Source organism: Saccharopolyspora sp. NPDC050389 (assembly GCF_040655595.1).
Classification (GTDB): Bacteria; Actinomycetota; Actinomycetes; order Mycobacteriales; family Pseudonocardiaceae; genus Saccharopolyspora.
The window spans coordinates 19,476-35,484 of sequence record NZ_JBFAKG010000001.1 but is presented as its reverse complement, the minus strand read 5'-3'; the positions used below and the strand labels follow the sequence as shown (position 1 = coordinate 35,484).

Sequence of the window (16,009 nt, the reverse complement as noted above, 5' to 3'; positions counted from 1 at the left end):
GTTGCGGCCAAACCGGCCACCCCCCCCACCCCCCCATCCCGGGCGTCAAAACCCCGGGGGCGGTTTTTTTTTTGGCTCGTTAAACCCCCCAAAAAACACCCACGGCCCCGTTACTAGCGGAAACGCTTGCTGGGTCAGTCGCGAACCGTCGGCGGCAGGTGGTTGACCTGCTGGTCCAGGATCGACTTGAACGCCTGCTGGGACGCCGACTTCTGGTCCGACGGGCCGGTGATGTCGATGATGATCGCCCAGTTGTGCGCGACGTAGGCGGTGCGGAAGACGCCGCCGGCGTTCACCACCTTGACGCCCTGGTACGACAGGCTGTCCACTTCGGACAGGCCCTGCTGGGCGCCCAGGTACTGGTCCACCACCTGCTTGGCGGCGTTCGCGTCGGGCAGCTGCAGCGCGAGCATCGTCGTCTTCGGGGTGCCCTCGGCGCCGTTGAACCAGCCGTCGATCAGCCCGCGCTGGATCGCGGAGTCGAGCACCGCCTTCGGCTGCAGCAGACCGCTCTTGGCGCCCTGCAAGCTCGGCAGGTCGAGCGGCCCGGACCACGGGTGCGCCGGGCCGGGCGGGGCGACCAGCACCTCCTGCGCGCCGGCCGGGGGATTCGGGTGCGCCGGCGGCGGCGCGGGCAGCTCCTGGGTCTGCACCGGGGGCGGTGGCGGCGGAGCGGCGGTCGGGTCGGTCGGCGTGGTCCCGCCGCCGGAGGTGAAGTAGAAGATCCCGGCGATGATCACGCCGATCAGCAGCACGCCGCCGATGGACAGACCGGCGATCAGCTTGCCCTTGCCGGACTTGCTCGCGGTCTCGAACACCTCGGGGCCCTGCCGCATCCACGACGCGTCGCCGTGCTCCGGAGTCCCAGGCAGGTCATCGCCCCACGGCGTACCGGTGCTCTCGACGGGACCCCAACCCTGCTGCGGGCCCCACTGCGCCTGTGGCGGTCCCCACTGCGGCTGCTGGCTGAGGCTGACCACCTGGGTGCTCTCGGAGTCAGACTGCGGCGGCTGCTGCTGAGGTTGCTGCGGCTGAGCCTGCGGCTGAGCCTGCGGCTGCTGAGCCTGCTGCGGCTGCGGCTGCTGAGCCTGCTGCGGCTGCGGCTGCGGCTGCTGAGCCTGCTGCTGCGCGAGCGGGTTGGGCACGACCTGCGTGGCCTCGCTCGGAGCCCCGCCCTGCTGTTGCTGGGGCTGTTGCTGCGGAGCGGACTGGGCGGCGTCTCCCCAGCTGAACGCCGGAGGGAACGGGCTGGACTGCTGTTGTTGTTGCTGCTGCTGCTGAGGGAATCCACCGGACTGCGGTCCCGCCTGCTGCGGGAATCCACCGGACTGCGGCCCAGCCTGCGGCTGCTGCTGCGGAAAACCGCCGGAAGACGGGTCCTGCTGCGGGAAGCCGCCGGATGCGGGACCGTTCTGCCCGTTCTGGGCTCGACCTAGCACGGCGTCGCGCCGCTGGCGGTACTCCTCGGCGGAAATCCGCCCCGCCGCGAGTTCGGCGTCGAGATTTTGCAGCTCGTCTTGCCAGGTCACCGATGCGCCCTTTCCCGGATTTCGCTCGACCGCCCCCATTGCGATCGACCGCCATTCTGGCACCCGCAAGGGGGAACGCGGGGCACCGGCCGGATAACGATCCGACGCGCGGTCTGGCCCGACCAGGCCGCGAGAAGGTAATGGGTCCACAACCGTCAGGTCGCGGGCTAGGCTACGCAGCGTTGACTTCTCCGGCCGGGGACATGACTTGATGGGGTGATCTGGGTGGATGACGCGCGGGTCGTCCACACCCGCCCGGAGTGGTTCGCCGAACCGCACCACGGGTTCGCCTGGATCCGCATGATCGGCGCGCTCGTGGTGATCTACGGGCACAGCTCACCGCTGGCCGGATCGGGCGACCTGTTCCCTGCGGACTGGCCGGTGCAGCCCGACGAGGGCGTCCTCATGGGCTTCTTCGCGATGAGTGGCTTCCAGATCACGGAGAGTTGGGTCCGAGACCCTCATCCGGGCAGGTTCGCCGCGAAGCGGGTCCTGCGTCTGTGGCCGCCGATGCTCACGGTCTCGCTGGCGATGGCGCTGATCGTCGGCCCGATGATCACGACCCTGTCCGTCGGCGACTACTTCGCGGCCAACGGCACCTGGGGCTACATCGTCAACAACGCCGGCCTGCTCACGCTGAAGCACGAGCTGCCGGGCGTGTTCGTGGACAACCCGTGGCCGAACGCGGTGAACGGGTCGCTGTGGACGCTGCCGATGGAGCTGATCGCCTACGCGGGTCTCTACGCGTTGCTGCTGGTCGGCGCCGCGAAGCACCGCTACCGCTGGTTGATGGTGGTGGCGCTGATCGGGCTGATCGCGTGGGACCGCCACCTGGAGCAGCTGCCGGGTTCGGAGTCGGCGGGCTCGTTCTTCAGCGTGCCGGTCGAGTCGCTGGTGGCGTTCCTGGTCGCGTTCGCCTTCGGCGTGCTGCTCAACCTGTACCGGATCCCGCTGTCGCCGTTGGCGGCCGGCGCCGGCCTGGTGGTGCTGGTGCTGATGCCCAACAGCATCACCGGCTCGTTCTGGATGACCTTCGCGGTCAGCTACGCGGTGGTGGTGGCCGGGCACTTCTGGCCGTCGCGGCTGACGGTGCCGGGCGTGTGGGTCAACGGCAGCTACGGCGTGTACGTGTGGGGCTTCCCGATCCAGCAGCTGCTGGCGATGGCCGGGATCCGCAACCAGTGGCTGATGCTGATCTGCGCCGCCCCGCTGGCCTACTGCATCGGCACGCTGTCCTGGAAGTTCGTCGAAGAGCCGACGCTGAAGCTGCGGCACTACTTCACCCCGGCGCCGAAGAAGAAGAAACCCGAGCCGGTCGAGGACGATCCGGACGACCTCGACGACGCCGACGATGCCGAGGTCGATCCGGAAGACATCGACGATCTCGACGAGCTGGAACCGGACGAGCCGGAACCGGTCACGCCCGCGCACGAGGCGACGACCAAGCGCCGCCCGCTGCCCCGCCCACCAGCGCCCAGCCCGGCAGCGCCCATTCCGGCGGCGCCCAGCCCGGAGCCGCCGCCCCGCGCCCGTCCCGGCCGCCCGGGAGGCAGGCCCGTGAGCGGCGCCTCGCGGCCGAGCACGCCACCCAACGGCACTCCACGCCCCGGCGGATCGCCGAGCGATGCCGCACGCCCGGGAAGCGGCACCCCGCGCCCAGGCGGACCGCCGAGCGACGCCCCGCGCCCGGGAAGCGCTCCGAACGGCATCGACAGGCCGCGCACCGGTACTCCGCCGAGGGGCACGCGAGTCGACCGCGCCGACGGCGCGCCCCGACCGGACGGTCCGCACGGCGCCCGGCTCAACGGCCTTCCGATGAACGGCGCCCCGCTGCCGCCTGCGCGCACCCGCCGCTCGGCGGAGCAACGGCCGCCCCGCTTGCCCGCGCCGCAGGCGGAAGACTCAGTGCTGGCCAAGCGGCTGTCCGGGGACCTGGACTCCGGGCCGCCACCGGCCCGGCCACCGGCCCGCCGCCCCGGCGGTCGGCACTCCCGCCCCGAGCCGCCACCGGTCCCGGAGGAGGAAACCCGGCCGGTCCGGCCGTATCCCAAGCGGCAGGACGGTTCGTGAGCACCGCGTACCCTCGGATGCATGGCGCTTTTCGGTGACAAGACCAGGCTGATCGACCCGGCCGAGGCCCTGCCGGGTCGGTCCACCCCGCTCGCGGTGGCGGAGGAGCACGCGGTGTTCCCGGACCGCCGGATCGTGCCGCCGTTCCCGGCGGGCTACGCCACCGCGGTGGTCGGCATGGGCTGTTTCTGGGGCGCGGAGCGAACCTTCTGGCGCACCGACGGCGTGTGGTCGACGGCGGTCGGCTACGCCGGAGGCTTCACCCCGAACCCGACGTACGAAGAGGTGTGTTCGGGCCGGACCGGCCACACCGAGGCGGTCCTGGTGGTCTTCGACCCGGCGGTGATCAGCTACCAGCAGGTCCTGAAGGTCTTCTGGGAGAACCACGACCCGACGCAGGGCATGCGCCAGGGCAACGACATCGGCACCCAGTACCGCTCGGCGATCTACTACGCCGGCGAAGACCAGAAGGCGGAAGCGGAAGCCAGCGCGGCGGCCTTCCAAAAGGCCCTGGCGACGGCGGGACTCGGCGAGATCACCACGGAAATCGCCCCGCTCAAGGACTTCTACTACGCGGAGACCTACCACCAGCAGTACCTGAGCGACGCCAAGAACCCCAACGGCTACTGCGGCCTGGGCGGCACGGGAGTCTCCTGCCCGGTGGGCCTCAACATCCCGAACGAGAGCTGATCGGGGCGGTCGGCGCAGCTCAAGAACGCCGCGCAGGTTCGGACTTTCCCGAACATGCTCGAACGACCGCGGAGTGCTCGAATCAGGCGTCGTGGTGGTTCGCGCCGAGGATGTGCGGGTGGAGGTTGGCTGCTTCGGCCGGGGTCGTGCAGCCCGTCATCATCAGGGTTTGGGCGAATTCCGCCGTTATCCGGCGCAGGACGCTCAGAACGCCCTGCATTCCGCCGCGGGCCAGGCCGTAGAGAACCTGCCGTCCGATCAACACCGACGACGCGCCCAGCGCGAGCGCCCGGACCACATCCGTGCCGGTCGTGATCCCGCTGTCGACCATCACGTCGAAGCCGCGGTCGGTCGCGTGCAGCGCCCGGTTCACGCGCGGCAGAGCGAGCGCGGTCGGCAGCGCGCAATCCAGTTGCCGCCCGCCGTGGTTGGACACCACCACCCCGGCCGCGCCGGCGGCCTGGGCTCGCTGCGCGGCCTCGGGTGACAGGATTCCCTTGACGTACACGGGCAATCGCGTCGAAGCGATGAGTTCTTCGATGTCCGACCAGCTCAGCGAGGGATCGATCTCGGCGCTGCCGGCCATGACCGGTTCGACGTCGGCCCCGGGCCGGTAGCCGACGAGCCGTTCCCGCTCCGAGCCCCGCCGAACGGGGGCATCCACGGTGATCAGGAGCGCGACGCAGCCGGCGTCCTCGGCGCGCGCGACCAACTGCCGCCGCAGTGCGGCGTCCCACAGCCAGTAGAGCTGAAAAGCGCAGCGGGCCCCGGACTTGGCGATGTCCTCGATCCGGGCGGAAGCCATGGTCGACACGGCGACGGGAACCCCGACCTCGGCGCAAGCGGCGGCGATCTCCAGATCCCCGTGCGGCCAAACCTGCCCGGGAATCCCCATCGGAGCAACGGCGATCGGAGCCTCCGAAGCGACCCCGAAAACGACGGAACCGCTGGAACGGCGCGAAACGTCGACGGGCAACCGGTGTTCGAGGAAGACGCTGTCCCAGGCCCGCCGGTTGGCGCGCTTGGAAGTCTCCTCAGCCCCGGCAGCCCCGAAGACGAAAGCCCAGGTGGGCTCGCTGAGCACCGCGCGAGCGGCGGCCTCCTCGGCAGCAGAGGTGAAAGGCGCAGGTGGTTCCTCCGCCATCGCAACAACCTTTCTACCCACCAAAACCGACGAAACCATGATGAGCCCCACCACCCACCACGAAAAGGTCCATTCAGCTGCATGCCCAACAAAACCCACCCGAAACCCAACCCCGGCAACCACCCCGAAAACCCAAACCAAACCAGCAACCAAACCCCACGGCCGAAGGCCGCCAAAACCCGAACACGGCCGAAGGTCGCCAACCCACCCACCAACACGGCCGAAGGCCGACGAGCCACCCACCACACGGCCGAAGGCCGACGAACCAGCACGTCACCACCAACACGGCCGAAGGCCGACGACCCGACGCAAACATCGTCTTGCGAACGAGAGCGCCCAGCCCAACCATCGACCCATGACGGACCACGTATACCGAGTAACCGAAGTAGTGGGCTCCTCGAAAGAAGGAGTGGACGACGCAATAAGAAAAGCGGTGAAAAGAGCATCCCAAACGCTGAGAAACGTGGACTGGTTCGAGGTGACGAACGTGAGAGGCCACGTGGAGAACAACGAACTGGCCCACTACCAGGTAACCCTGAAAATAGGATTCCGCCTGGAAACCTAAAAGAAACGCCCGAACAAACTCATCCAAGCTGCCGCAGCGAAGCCAGGCAGCGGCCAAGATGCCAAGGCGCCGCGATGATGCGAAGGCCGGGATGAAGCGGGCCGAAGCGAAGCAAGGCCCCAGGGGGAAGCTGGTAGCCGAGCAGGCCGGGAACGCCACCCCTCGCAAGGAGCAAGCAAGAGGCGACCACCGCACCGTAGGGGGCTTGGGGGGATTCGATCCCCCCAAAGAAATGGCGAGGAGCCGAGGTCGAACGAAGTCGACACACGGCTCCCAGCTCCGAGCGGATGACGGGACTCGAACCCGCGACCCTCACCTTGGCAAGGTGATGCGCTACCAGCTGCGCTACATCCGCATATTCAGCGCCCTGTTGGGCTGTTGGGCTGTTGGTGACTACTTTAGCTCATCGTTTCAAGACCGTTCACCGGGGGTCCCTCAACGGGTCGGAGAGCCCGTCGCTCGGGTCGGGGTGATGCGCAGGAGGACGCGGTGTTCTTCCTGCATGGCCCGGCGGTAGGCGGCCCAGTCCTCGTGTTCGCCGGAGATGCTGCGGTAGTACTCCTCGAGGAGGGGGAGGGCGGCCGGGAGTTCGACGATTTCGACGGTGCCTTCGACCTGGATCCAGTGGCCGAAGAACTGGTCGGGCAGGACGCACAGCCAGGCTCGCGGGTCGCGGCGCAGGTTGCGCACTTTGGCGGCGCCAGCGACAGTGCTGACGGTGACGTGTCCGGCGCTGTCCGTGGTGGTCAGCACCGGTGTCATCTGGGGTGTGCCGTCGGCGCGGAGCGTGCTGAGCACGGCGCGGTGCTGGTTGCCGATCACTTCGCGGGCTTCGTCGAGATCCACTGCGACCTCCCGTGCGGTGCCTGGTGACAGCCGTGGTCTTGGGGGACCACGGTAGCGATTGCGCTGGTCGCGCGGTATTCGCCGCGGCTGGTCGTTGGGGGGAGTTCATGGGGATGGGTGAGGATGTCGCCGGGGGCGTGCAGCCGGACGACCAGGTGCTGCTGGAGCGGTTGCGGGCGGGTGATGATCTCGCTTACGGCGATCTGTACCGGCGGCATGCGCCTGTGGTGCGGCGGTTCGCGTTGAGCATGCCGCGGCCCGGGATCGACGTCGACGATGTGGTCGCCGAGGTGTTCTTGCGCACATTGCGCGCGGTTCGGGGCGGGTGCGGGCCGCGGGATGCGATCCGCACCTACTTGTTCACGGTGGTGCGCCGGGTGCTGGGGGAGTGGGTGGCCGCTCGTCGGGACGAACCGATGAACGCCGACGAGTTGGGCGAGCACGCGCCTCGGCAGCGCGATCACCAGTTCGTGCAGGCCGAGGGCGAGTTGCTGGCCCGCGCGTTCCACCGGTTGCCGGCGCGTTGGCGCGAGGTCCTGTGGCAGACCGAGGTGGAGGGGCATCGGCCCGCCAGCCTGGCCGATCAGCTGGGATTGACGCCGAATGCGACGGCGGTGCTGGCGCACCGGGCGCGGCGCGGGCTGCGGGAGGCGTACGAGCAGGCGGCGGAGGTGCCGAGTCGCCGGGCTGCGGGGTGTTTGCGCCGCGCCTGATCGGTCGCGTCCGGGGTTGGCCGGACGCCACTCGTGATCGACAATGGGCCTGGTTCGGGGACGACTATCACCCGTCGGGCCCATGACGCACGCGGTACCGTTGCTTCACGCTCGGTGACCGACGGGATTCGAGTGGCGAGACGATGTTCCGAAGCGACCAGCCCGGGTGGGCGGGGAGGCGACGATGAACCGGGTGGTGCGGGGTTCCGACGGCCGGGAGTGGACCATCAAGGCGAGCGTGGAGTGGTCCAACCCGATCGCGGCGGACGAGTTCGAGCATGACGTGAACGGGGGCTCGGCACCGGCGATCCTGATGGGCGCGGTGTTCCTGTTCCTGGTCGTGATGTTCGTGGTGTGGACGCCGGCCGAGGTGTACGTGCCGAGCTGGTTGATCTTGCTGCTGATCGCGGGCGTGTTGTTCTTCCCGGTCCGCTGGGTGCTGCGGCGCCCGTGGACGGTCACCGCGGCCACGCCGGGCGACCACGACGAGAACCCGCCGGAGACCTGGGTGGGCGTGATGCGCGGTTTCTTCGACGTGCGCCAGGAGGTTTCGTCGGTGGCCCGGCACATCGAGCTGTACGCGGAGCCGGACATGAACGGCAGCCTGCAACCCGTCGAGTAGCCCTGCACCGTTAGAGGTAATCGGGTGCGGCGTCGGCTGCGGTAGGGCGGGTAGTTGTCTTCAAGCGGCGCAGCCGCTTAGCCCACCCTCGCAGCTCGCACCGCCACGGGTTCACGGTGCCCACCCCTCCGGGGGTCTTCCAGCGAGGACAGCCCCGACGCGTCGTATTTGGTCATACGTGCGTCGGGGATCCCAAGCGAGAAGGCGACGGTAATTCCCGCAGGGGACCGCCACCCGCACCGCTACGCAAAACAAGTTTTGTACGGGCTTTTCGCCGGGTTGGTCTGCACACTGGACCGGTGCCGGAACTTCCCGAGGTGGAGGCGTTGGCCCAGCACCTCCGCGACAACGCCGTGGGCCGGACCGTCGAGCGCGTCGACGTCTCGTCGATGAGCGTGTTGAAGACGGCGAGTCCGCCGTGGACCGAGCTGCACGGTCGTGCCGTCACCGATGCGGTGCGGCACGGCAAGTACCTGGATCTCGATTGCGGCGGGCTGCACCTGGTCTGCCACCTGGCGCGGGCCGGCTGGCTGCGCTGGTCGGACAACCTGTCGCCGGCGCCGCCGAAGCCCGGCAAGGGGCCGATCGCGCTGCGGGTGCACCTGGGTGGCGCGGGTTTCGACCTGACCGAGGCCGGCACCCAGAAGAAGCTGGCGGCCTGGGTCGTCGCGTCGCCGGCGGAGGTGCCGGGGATCGCGAAGCTGGGGCCGGATGCGTTGGGCCTGGACCTCGCCGGGTTGACCGCGGTCTTGGCCGGGCGCACTGAGCGGATCAAGACGCTGCTCACCGACCAGTCCGCGCTGGCCGGGATCGGCAACGCCTATTCCGACGAGATCCTGCACGCCGCGAAGCTGTCGCCGTTCGCGACGGCGGGCAAGCTCGACGCCGCCGCGGTCGAGCGGCTGCACGGCAGCATGCGGGAGATCTTGCAGGACGCCGTGCGGCGTTCGCTGAAGCAGGACGCGGCGCGGCTGAAGGCGGAGAAGCGGTCGGGGATGCGGGTGCACGGGCGCGCCGGATTGCCGTGCCCGGTGTGCGGTGACGCGGTCCGGGAGGTGTCCTTCGCGGACCGGTCGATGCAGTACTGCCCGACCTGCCAGACCGGTGGCAAGTTGCTGGCGGATCGCCGGTTGTCCCGTTTGCTGAAGTAGTTGTCCACAGTCTGTGGACAATTCGGCCGGTTGTGCACAGCCCGTTGCCGCTGGTTGGACGTTCTTTTTCCGCTGAACGGAATAGTAAGGTACCGCTTACCGATGGAAACGGTGCACTGAGCGTAGCCGTCTTGATTCCAAGCGTGGCGGACGTGAAGATTGATGTTGTGCCGGAGATGTTGACTGAGCGGACGGTCCTGACCACGCTCGCCGCACTCGCCGTGCTCAGCATGTTCGTGCTGCTGTGCCGGGCGCGCCGGGTGAGCACGTCGGTGGAAGACGCCACGTTGGCGGCGCTGCACCGGGTGACCAGTGCGGCTCCCCACCTGCGGGCTGGGCTGACCCAGGAATCCGCCGACAAGACCGCGCCGCACCTGCGGGAGCTGCTGGCGTGCGTGGCCGTCGGCATCGTCGACGCCGACGGCACGCTGCTGAGCTGGGACGGCGAGGCGAACTACCACTACTCCGACCTGCGGACCAAGATCGAGCAGGTGCTGCGCACCGGCAAGCGCGAATTCCTCGACCACGGCGACGTGACCTGCGACCACCGGCCCTGCCCGATGCGGCACGCCGTGGTGGTGCCGCTGGAGGTCGAGGGCGAGATCCGCGGCGTGCTGACCGTCATCGCCGGCGGCGACCGCAAGCGGCTGCTGCGCGCGGCCGCCGAGGTCGCCAACCACGTGTCGACCCAGCTGGAACTGGCCGAACTGCAGGAGTCCAGGGAGCGGCTGGCCAAGGCCGAGGTGCGGGCGCTGCGCGCGCAGATCTCGCCGCACTTCATCTACAACGCGCTGAACACCATCGGCTCGCTGATCCGCACCGACCAGGAGCACGCGCGGGACCTGCTGCAGGAGTTCGCCGACTTCACCCGCTACTCGTTCCGCACCAGCGGTCTCTACACCACGCTCGCCGACGAGATCCGCAACATCGACCGCTACCTCACGCTGGAGAGCGCCCGCTTCGGCCCGGACCGGCTGAACGTGCAGCTCAAGATCGCCCCGGAGGTGCTGCCGGTGGTGGTGCCGTTCCTGGCGCTGCAACCGCTGGTGGAGAACGCCGTCCGGCACGGCCTGGCGACCAAGCCCGGCGGCGGCACGGTGTCGGTGATCGCCGAGGACAACGGCACCGAGGCGTTGATCAGCGTGGACGACGACGGCATCGGGATGGATCCGGAGCTGCTCGACGCGGAACTGGCCAACGCACACCTGACCGGCGCGCACGTCGGCCTCGGCAACATCAACAACCGGATGCGGGCCACCTTCGGCAACGACTACGGGCTGGTCGTGGAGACCGAGAAGGGCGCGGGCATGAAGGTCATCATGCGGGTGCCGAAGTTCGCGCCGGGCGTGCGGCCGGTGCCGCCGCAGTCGATCGACGAGCCGAGCGTCGGGCTGGCGGCCGGGCCGCAGCTGAGCCGGTAACGTCGAGGTATGAACGAGAAGGCGCCGCAGAAGTTCACCGACATGTTGACCGGGAAGCTGTCCGCGAAGCTGCCGGGCAAGCTCGCTGAGCGCGCCGAGCGCGGCCCGGTGGTCGCCGTGGTGAAGCTGCACGGCGTCATCACGCCGACGGCGTCGCCGATGAGCCGGCCGACGATTTCGCTGCAGGCCGTTGAATCCGCGCTGACCCGCGCGTTCGGGCACGACCGACTCAGTGCCGTGGTGCTGTCGATCAACTCGCCGGGCGGATCGCCGACTCAGTCGGCGCTGGTGGCGGATCGGATCCGGGGCCTGGCCGAGGAGAAGCAGGTGCCGGTGCTGGCGTTCTGCGAGGACGTCGCGGCCTCCGGCGGCTACTGGCTGGCCTGCGCGGCCGACGAGATCTACGCGCACTCGACGTCGCTGGTCGGCTCCGTCGGCGTGGTCAGCTCGGGCTTCGGGCTCACCGGGCTGCTGGAGAAGCTCGGCGTGGAGCGCCGGGTGCACACCGCGGGAACGCACAAGGTGCGGCTCGACCCGTTCCGCCCGGAGAAGGACGAGGACGTGCAGTGGCTGCGCGGCCTGCAGGACGAGCTGCACGAGCAGTTCCGCGCCTGGGTCAGCAAGCGCCGCGGCGACAAGCTCGACGGCGCCGACGACGACCTGTTCTCCGGCGAGATCTGGACCGGCGTGAAGGCCGAAGAACTTGGGCTGGTCGACGGCTTGGGCACCCTGCGGGGCATCGTGAAGGACAGGTTCCCGGACGCGCACCTGCTGACGGTGGAGCCGCGGAAGCCGCTGCTGGCCCGGCTCGGCATGTCGTCCTCGGTCCGGCTCGGCGGCAGCGGCGGCGCGGACACCGTGCTCGCCGCCGTGGAGGCGCTGGAGCACCGCGCGATGTGGAACCGCTTCGGGCTCTGAGGATCAAGGCCGTTTTCGAACGTCCCGATCGAGCTTTCCGAAATTTGAAGCCAGATCAGTGCCCGTGAGCGTTTTGGGGTGTCATAGCGCCCCAAATCACTCACGGGCCCAGGCGGAACCGTTGCTGGGACCGGCGAATCCCTTGTGAACACAGGGTAATCGGACCGGTTGCACTGTGTAGATCTTGTTGCCGAGTGGCTCACTCGTTCGGCCTCATGCAATAGGCCGATCAGGCTAAAAACATTGCCGCTGAGCCAGATTCCGCGCTGCGCACCCCCGGTGTCCAGCGCGCTCCGTAAGCAACTAGTTTGGTTGTCAGGCGTGACTGACCTCACTCGTCGGCTCTCGGGTGGCACGAGGCTGCGTCAGCGGGTGGGGGCCGACACTCGATCATGGACAGTGCGCCGTGGGCGCGGCAGGATATGGCGTTGCAGTGAGTACACGAGAGAATCCAGCGGGTCTCGTCGTTCTGGCCGTCGACGACGAGATGGCCGGCTTGGACGAGATGAAATACCTGCTCGGCAACAACACGCGGGTCGGGCGGGTGCTGACCGCGTTCGACGCGGCCGAGGCGCTGCGCCTGCTGCGCAGCGACGATCCCGAGCTGCTCGGCAGGCGCGACGACGACGAGTCCATTGTGGACGCCGTGTTCGCGGACGTGTCGATGCCCGGGCTCAGCGGGATGGAGCTGGCCAGGGTGCTCACCGCCTTCCGCAATCCTCCGGCCCTGGTGTTCATCACCGGGCATGAGGAGAACGCGCTGGAGGCGTTCGAGGTCGGCGCGCTGGACTACATCATGAAGCCGGCCAACGCCGAGCGCGTCGACCGCGCATTGCGCACGATCGAGAAGAACAAGGCCCAGGCGGCCAAGGGTTCTCGCGCGCTGGAGGCGCCGGCGGCCGACGATGACGAGGTCATCCCGGTCGAACTCGCCGGCACCACCCGGATGATCCCGCGCAAGGACGTGCGGTGGGTCGAGGCGCAGGGCGACTACGCGCGGCTGCACACGGCCGAGGATTCACACCTGGTGCGAATCCCGTTGGCACAGTTGGAAGAACGCTGGGCAGAGGCCGGTTTCCTGCGCATCCACAGGTCGTTCCTGGTGTCGTTGCCGCTGGTCACCGAGCTGCGCATGTCGTCGTCCGGGTACTCGGTGGTGCTCGGCGGCGGGCCGTCGAAGGAGCTGCCGGTCAGCAGGCGGCACACCCGCGAGCTGAAGGACCGGCTGGTCCGGGCGCCGCGGCAGGGCTGGGGCCAGCCATGAACCGCGGTTCGGCGGGATGAGCCCGGACCACGGCTTCGACATCCGCGCGCGGCTGGGCGATGCGACGCCCCGGCCGCGCCGCAAGCGCGTCGTGCTCGCCGACCGCCGGACCCGGCAGGTCGCGCGCACCATCATGGAGCTGGAGGAGCAGACCAGCGTCGGCGAGGTGCTGGTCCGGCACCTGGTGAAGGTGCAGCTGCGCAGCGCGCTGGTGCTGACCGGCGTGGTCGCGGGCGTGCTGCTCGGGCTGCCGGTGCTGTTCTGGGTGGTGCCGTCGATCGGCGACTTCGAGGTGCTCGGCTTCCGGCTGCCGTGGCTGCTGCTCGGCGTCCTGAGCTACCCGTTCCTGGTGCTGATCGGGTACCTGTGCACCCGCAGCGCGGAGCGGCACGAGCGGGACTTCATCCACATGGTGGAGCAATGACCCGCATGATCGACGACGGATTTCCACACACCTGGGGCGGCGCGGTGCGATGGTTTCGAATTCCTGGTCCCTGCTAGGGATCGTGCTGATCGTCGCGGCGACCCTGGGCATCGGGCTCTGGGGTTCCCGGTCGGCGCGCACCACCTCCGACTTCTCCGCGGCGCGGCAGCTGGTGCGCGAAGAGCGCAACGCGGTGGCGATCTCCGGTGAGTACCTGTCGGCGGCGTCGTTCCTGGGCATCGCGGGCCTGGTGCTCAAGGACGGCGTGGACGCGCTGTGGTATCCGATCGGCTTCGCGGCCGGATATCTGGCGCTGATGCTGTTCGTCGCCGCGCCGATGCGTCGCTCCGGCGCGTACACGCTGCCCGACTTCGCCGAGGCCAGGCTGGGTTCGCTGCGGTTGCGGTCGCTGTGCACCGTGCTGGTGGTGGTGATCGGCTGGCTCTACCTGGTGCCGCAGCTGCAGGCCGCCGGGCTGACGCTGGCGGCGATCGTCGGACTGCACTACTGGGTGGGCGTTTTCGCGGTCGCGGTGATCGTGCTGCTCACCGTGGCGACCGGCGCGCTGCGCGCCGTCACGTTGGTGCAGGGCTTCCAGTACTGGGTGAAGCTGTTCGCGATCACGGTGCCCGCGTTCGCATTGTTCCTGGTCTTTGCCAATGGGCCGCCGCACCAGGCGCTCGACGAGCCGCTGCCGCCGGTCTTGCCGCGCGAGACGACGGTGCACATCGACACCGACGTGCGGTTGCGGGTCAGCGAGCCGGTGTGGGCGGCCGAAGGCGCCGGCGCGATCTACCTGCAGCCCGGCGAGTACTCGATGGCGGCGGGCACCGAGCTGCGATTCCCGGCGGGCGCGGCGGTTCCGGTCGTCGCGGCGGCCGAGGCGGACAACGCGACCTGGCTGCGGCCGCACGGCGACGGCGTTTCCGGGCTGCTCGAAACGTATTCGGTGCTGATCGCGACCTTCCTGGGCACGATGGGCCTGCCGCACGTGCTCGCCCGCTTCTACACCAACCCCAGCGGAGCCGGCGCGCGCCGCACCACGCTGTTCGTGCTGGCGATGCTCGGCGCGTTCTACCTGTTCCCGACGATCTTCGGGATGCTCTCCCGCCTGTACGTGCCGCAGTTGCTGGTCACCGGCGAGACCGATGCCGCGGTTCTGCTGCTGCCGCAGGCGATGCTGGACAACTGGGCGGGCGGGCTGCTCGCGGCGATCACCGCGGCCGGGGCCTTCGCCGCCTTCCTGTCGACCTCCTCCGGCCTGGTGGTGAGCGTGGCCGGCGTGCTGTCGTCGCGCGACGCGCTGCGCGGCCGGACGCTCGACTTCCGGCTGGCGGCGGTGTTGACCTGCCTGGTGCCGACGTTGCTTGCGCTCCCCGCGGACTGCCACGACATCGCACGCAGCGTGGGATTGGCGTTCGCGATGGCCGCTTCCACGTTCTGCCCGGTGCTGGTGCTCGGGATCTGGTGGCGCGGGCTCACCGCCGCGGGTGCCGCCAGCGGCATGGTGGTCGGCGGCGGCCTGGTGCTGATCGCGGTGGCGTGCACGCACTTCATCGGGGACGCGGCGGGCTGGTGGGCGACGCTGGCCGGGCAGCCGGCGCTGGTCACCGTGCCGATCGCGTTCGCGGTGACCGCGCTGGTCAGCGTGGCGACCCGGGCGCGAGTGCCGGCCGGGGTGGGGCGGGTGATGCTGCGGCTGCACGCGCCGGATCGGCTCGGCTTCTTCGACGGTCGGCTCAGCGCGGATACCGAGGAGCAGGCGCCGACCGAGGGCCGCCACCAACGCTGAACGTGATCAGGAGTCGTGTTCTTTGAACTGTTTGGGTGGATTCACCGTCGAATGTAATTACCATTCGTGTTTTTTGGTATGAACCAGTGGAAAATCAATAGGCTGAACGGGTGAAATCGATCCGGTGAGGGTGCAATTCAGCGCGTCCGCTTGGCCTCGGATAACTTCACTCGATCGTTAGCTTGCGTACTCCCAACGGGGCTTCACAGCAGTGGTCGAACTACGTAGCGTTCCCGCGTTGAACTGATCCAGCAGGCTCCCGTACCGGCGGCACCCGGGACGGAGCCTTTTCTTGTGGGAGGAACGCCGTGAGCACCACGGACCAAATCGGGTCCGGGTCCGGTATTGACGCCGAAACCTGGGCCGCTGCCCAAAGCAGCCCCGAATTCACCACCCTGCGACGCAGACTGCGCAACTTCGTCTTCCCGGTCTCGGCACTGTTCCTGACCTGGTACCTGGTCTACGTGCTGCTCGCCGACTACGCGCACGGCTTCATGAGCATCAAGCTGGTCGGCAACATCAACGTCGGCCTCGTGCTGGGCCTGCTGCAGTTCGTGTCCACGTTCGCCATCACCACCTGGTACGTGCGCTTCGCCAACCGGAACCTCGACCCGGTCGCCGAGGAGATCCGCGAATCCCTGGAGGGCGGCGCGGCCGAGAAGGCTCCGGCCGAGAAGGCCGAAGACGCCGAGAAGGACTCGGCGGACGACGGCGAGGCCCCGGAGAAGTCCGAGGACGACAGCGTCGAGAAGGACTCGGCGGACGACGGCGAGGCCCCGGAGAAGTCCGAGGACGACAGCGTCGAGAAGGACTCGGCGGACGACGGCGAGGCCCCGGAGAAGTCCGAGGACGACAGCGTC

Annotated in this window: 16 protein-coding genes and 1 tRNA gene; 13 read left to right on the top strand and 4 right to left on the bottom strand. The window is 69.0% G+C overall.

All coding sequences use genetic code 11. The features are described from left to right. Positions 1-134: 134 nt before the first annotated feature. Complete coding sequence (locus tag AB0I53_RS00190; protein ID WP_358594050.1) at positions 135-980, bottom strand: hypothetical protein; 846 nt, start codon at positions 978-980, stop codon at positions 135-137. Between the two features lie 42 nt (positions 981-1,022). Here AB0I53_RS00190 and AB0I53_RS00185 point away from each other — a divergent pair, with 42 nt between their 5' ends. The 3 genes from AB0I53_RS00185 (at position 1,023) to msrA (ending at position 4,289) form a co-directional block, all read left to right on the top strand. Then, on the top strand, positions 1,023-1,436 hold the full coding sequence (locus AB0I53_RS00185) for a hypothetical protein (RefSeq protein ID WP_358594049.1): 414 nt from the start codon (positions 1,023-1,025) through the stop codon (positions 1,434-1,436). Positions 1,437-1,754: 318 nt separating this feature from the next. Then, on the top strand, positions 1,755-3,599 hold the full coding sequence (locus AB0I53_RS00180; RefSeq protein ID WP_358594047.1) for an acyltransferase family protein: 1,845 nt from the start codon (positions 1,755-1,757) through the stop codon (positions 3,597-3,599). 21 nt (positions 3,600-3,620) lie between these two features. After that, complete coding sequence (msrA, locus tag AB0I53_RS00175) at positions 3,621-4,289, top strand: peptide-methionine (S)-S-oxide reductase MsrA (protein ID WP_358594045.1); 669 nt, start codon at positions 3,621-3,623, stop codon at positions 4,287-4,289. Positions 4,290-4,371: 82 nt separating this feature from the next. Here msrA and AB0I53_RS00170 read toward each other — a convergent pair whose 3' ends face one another. Continuing rightward, positions 4,372-5,433 carry an alpha-hydroxy acid oxidase gene (locus tag AB0I53_RS00170; protein ID WP_358594043.1) on the bottom strand — a complete coding sequence of 354 codons (1,062 nt, stop codon included), beginning with the start codon at positions 5,431-5,433 and terminating at the stop codon, positions 4,372-4,374. 355 nt (positions 5,434-5,788) lie between these two features. Between AB0I53_RS00170 and AB0I53_RS00165 the strand changes: the two genes are divergently transcribed. Beyond that, positions 5,789-5,998, top strand: a complete 210-nt coding sequence (locus AB0I53_RS00165; protein ID WP_358568033.1) for a dodecin — start codon at positions 5,789-5,791, stop codon at positions 5,996-5,998. Between the two features lie 282 nt (positions 5,999-6,280). Here AB0I53_RS00165 and AB0I53_RS00160 read toward each other — a convergent pair. Together AB0I53_RS00160 and AB0I53_RS00155 are read right to left on the bottom strand one after the other, a co-directional pair. After that, a tRNA-Gly gene (locus AB0I53_RS00160) sits at positions 6,281-6,353 on the bottom strand. Positions 6,354-6,433: 80 nt separating this feature from the next. Continuing rightward, positions 6,434-6,844: a PPOX class F420-dependent oxidoreductase gene (locus tag AB0I53_RS00155; RefSeq protein WP_358594041.1), complete on the bottom strand. Its 411-nt coding sequence runs from the start codon at positions 6,842-6,844 to the stop codon at positions 6,434-6,436. Positions 6,845-6,957: 113 nt separating this feature from the next. Between AB0I53_RS00155 and AB0I53_RS00150 the strand changes: the two genes are divergently transcribed. From AB0I53_RS00150 to AB0I53_RS00110, 9 genes are all read left to right on the top strand, one after another. Continuing rightward, positions 6,958-7,557: a sigma-70 family RNA polymerase sigma factor gene (locus AB0I53_RS00150; RefSeq protein WP_358594040.1), complete on the top strand. Its 600-nt coding sequence runs from the start codon at positions 6,958-6,960 to the stop codon at positions 7,555-7,557. Between the two features lie 184 nt (positions 7,558-7,741). Then, entirely contained in the window at positions 7,742-8,179 is a 438-nt protein-coding gene (locus AB0I53_RS00145) for a DUF1656 domain-containing protein (protein WP_358594039.1), read from the top strand. A gap of 299 nt (positions 8,180-8,478) precedes the next feature. Further along, positions 8,479-9,330: a DNA-formamidopyrimidine glycosylase family protein gene (locus AB0I53_RS00140; RefSeq protein WP_358594037.1), complete on the top strand. Its 852-nt coding sequence runs from the start codon at positions 8,479-8,481 to the stop codon at positions 9,328-9,330. Between the two features lie 176 nt (positions 9,331-9,506). Continuing rightward, a complete protein-coding gene (locus AB0I53_RS00135; protein WP_358594602.1) occupies positions 9,507-10,751 on the top strand; it encodes a histidine kinase in 1,245 nt (414 codons plus the stop codon). Between the two features lie 9 nt (positions 10,752-10,760). Beyond that, positions 10,761-11,669 carry a S49 family peptidase gene (locus tag AB0I53_RS00130; RefSeq protein ID WP_358594036.1) on the top strand — a complete coding sequence of 303 codons (909 nt, stop codon included), beginning with the start codon at positions 10,761-10,763 and terminating at the stop codon, positions 11,667-11,669. 433 nt (positions 11,670-12,102) lie between these two features. Then, a complete protein-coding gene (locus tag AB0I53_RS00125) occupies positions 12,103-12,933 on the top strand; it encodes a LytTR family DNA-binding domain-containing protein (protein ID WP_358594035.1) in 831 nt (276 codons plus the stop codon). A 16-nt stretch (positions 12,934-12,949) separates the two neighbouring features. Then, positions 12,950-13,357, top strand: coding sequence for a hypothetical protein (locus tag AB0I53_RS00120; RefSeq protein WP_358594033.1), 408 nt, complete (start codon positions 12,950-12,952; stop codon positions 13,355-13,357). A 49-nt stretch (positions 13,358-13,406) separates the two neighbouring features. After that, positions 13,407-15,149, top strand: coding sequence for a cation acetate symporter (locus AB0I53_RS00115; RefSeq protein ID WP_358594032.1), 1,743 nt, complete (start codon positions 13,407-13,409; stop codon positions 15,147-15,149). A 308-nt stretch (positions 15,150-15,457) separates the two neighbouring features. Continuing rightward, positions 15,458-16,009, top strand: a 552-nt coding sequence (locus AB0I53_RS00110; protein WP_358594030.1) for a DUF485 domain-containing protein, incomplete at its 3' end; no start/stop codon positions are given.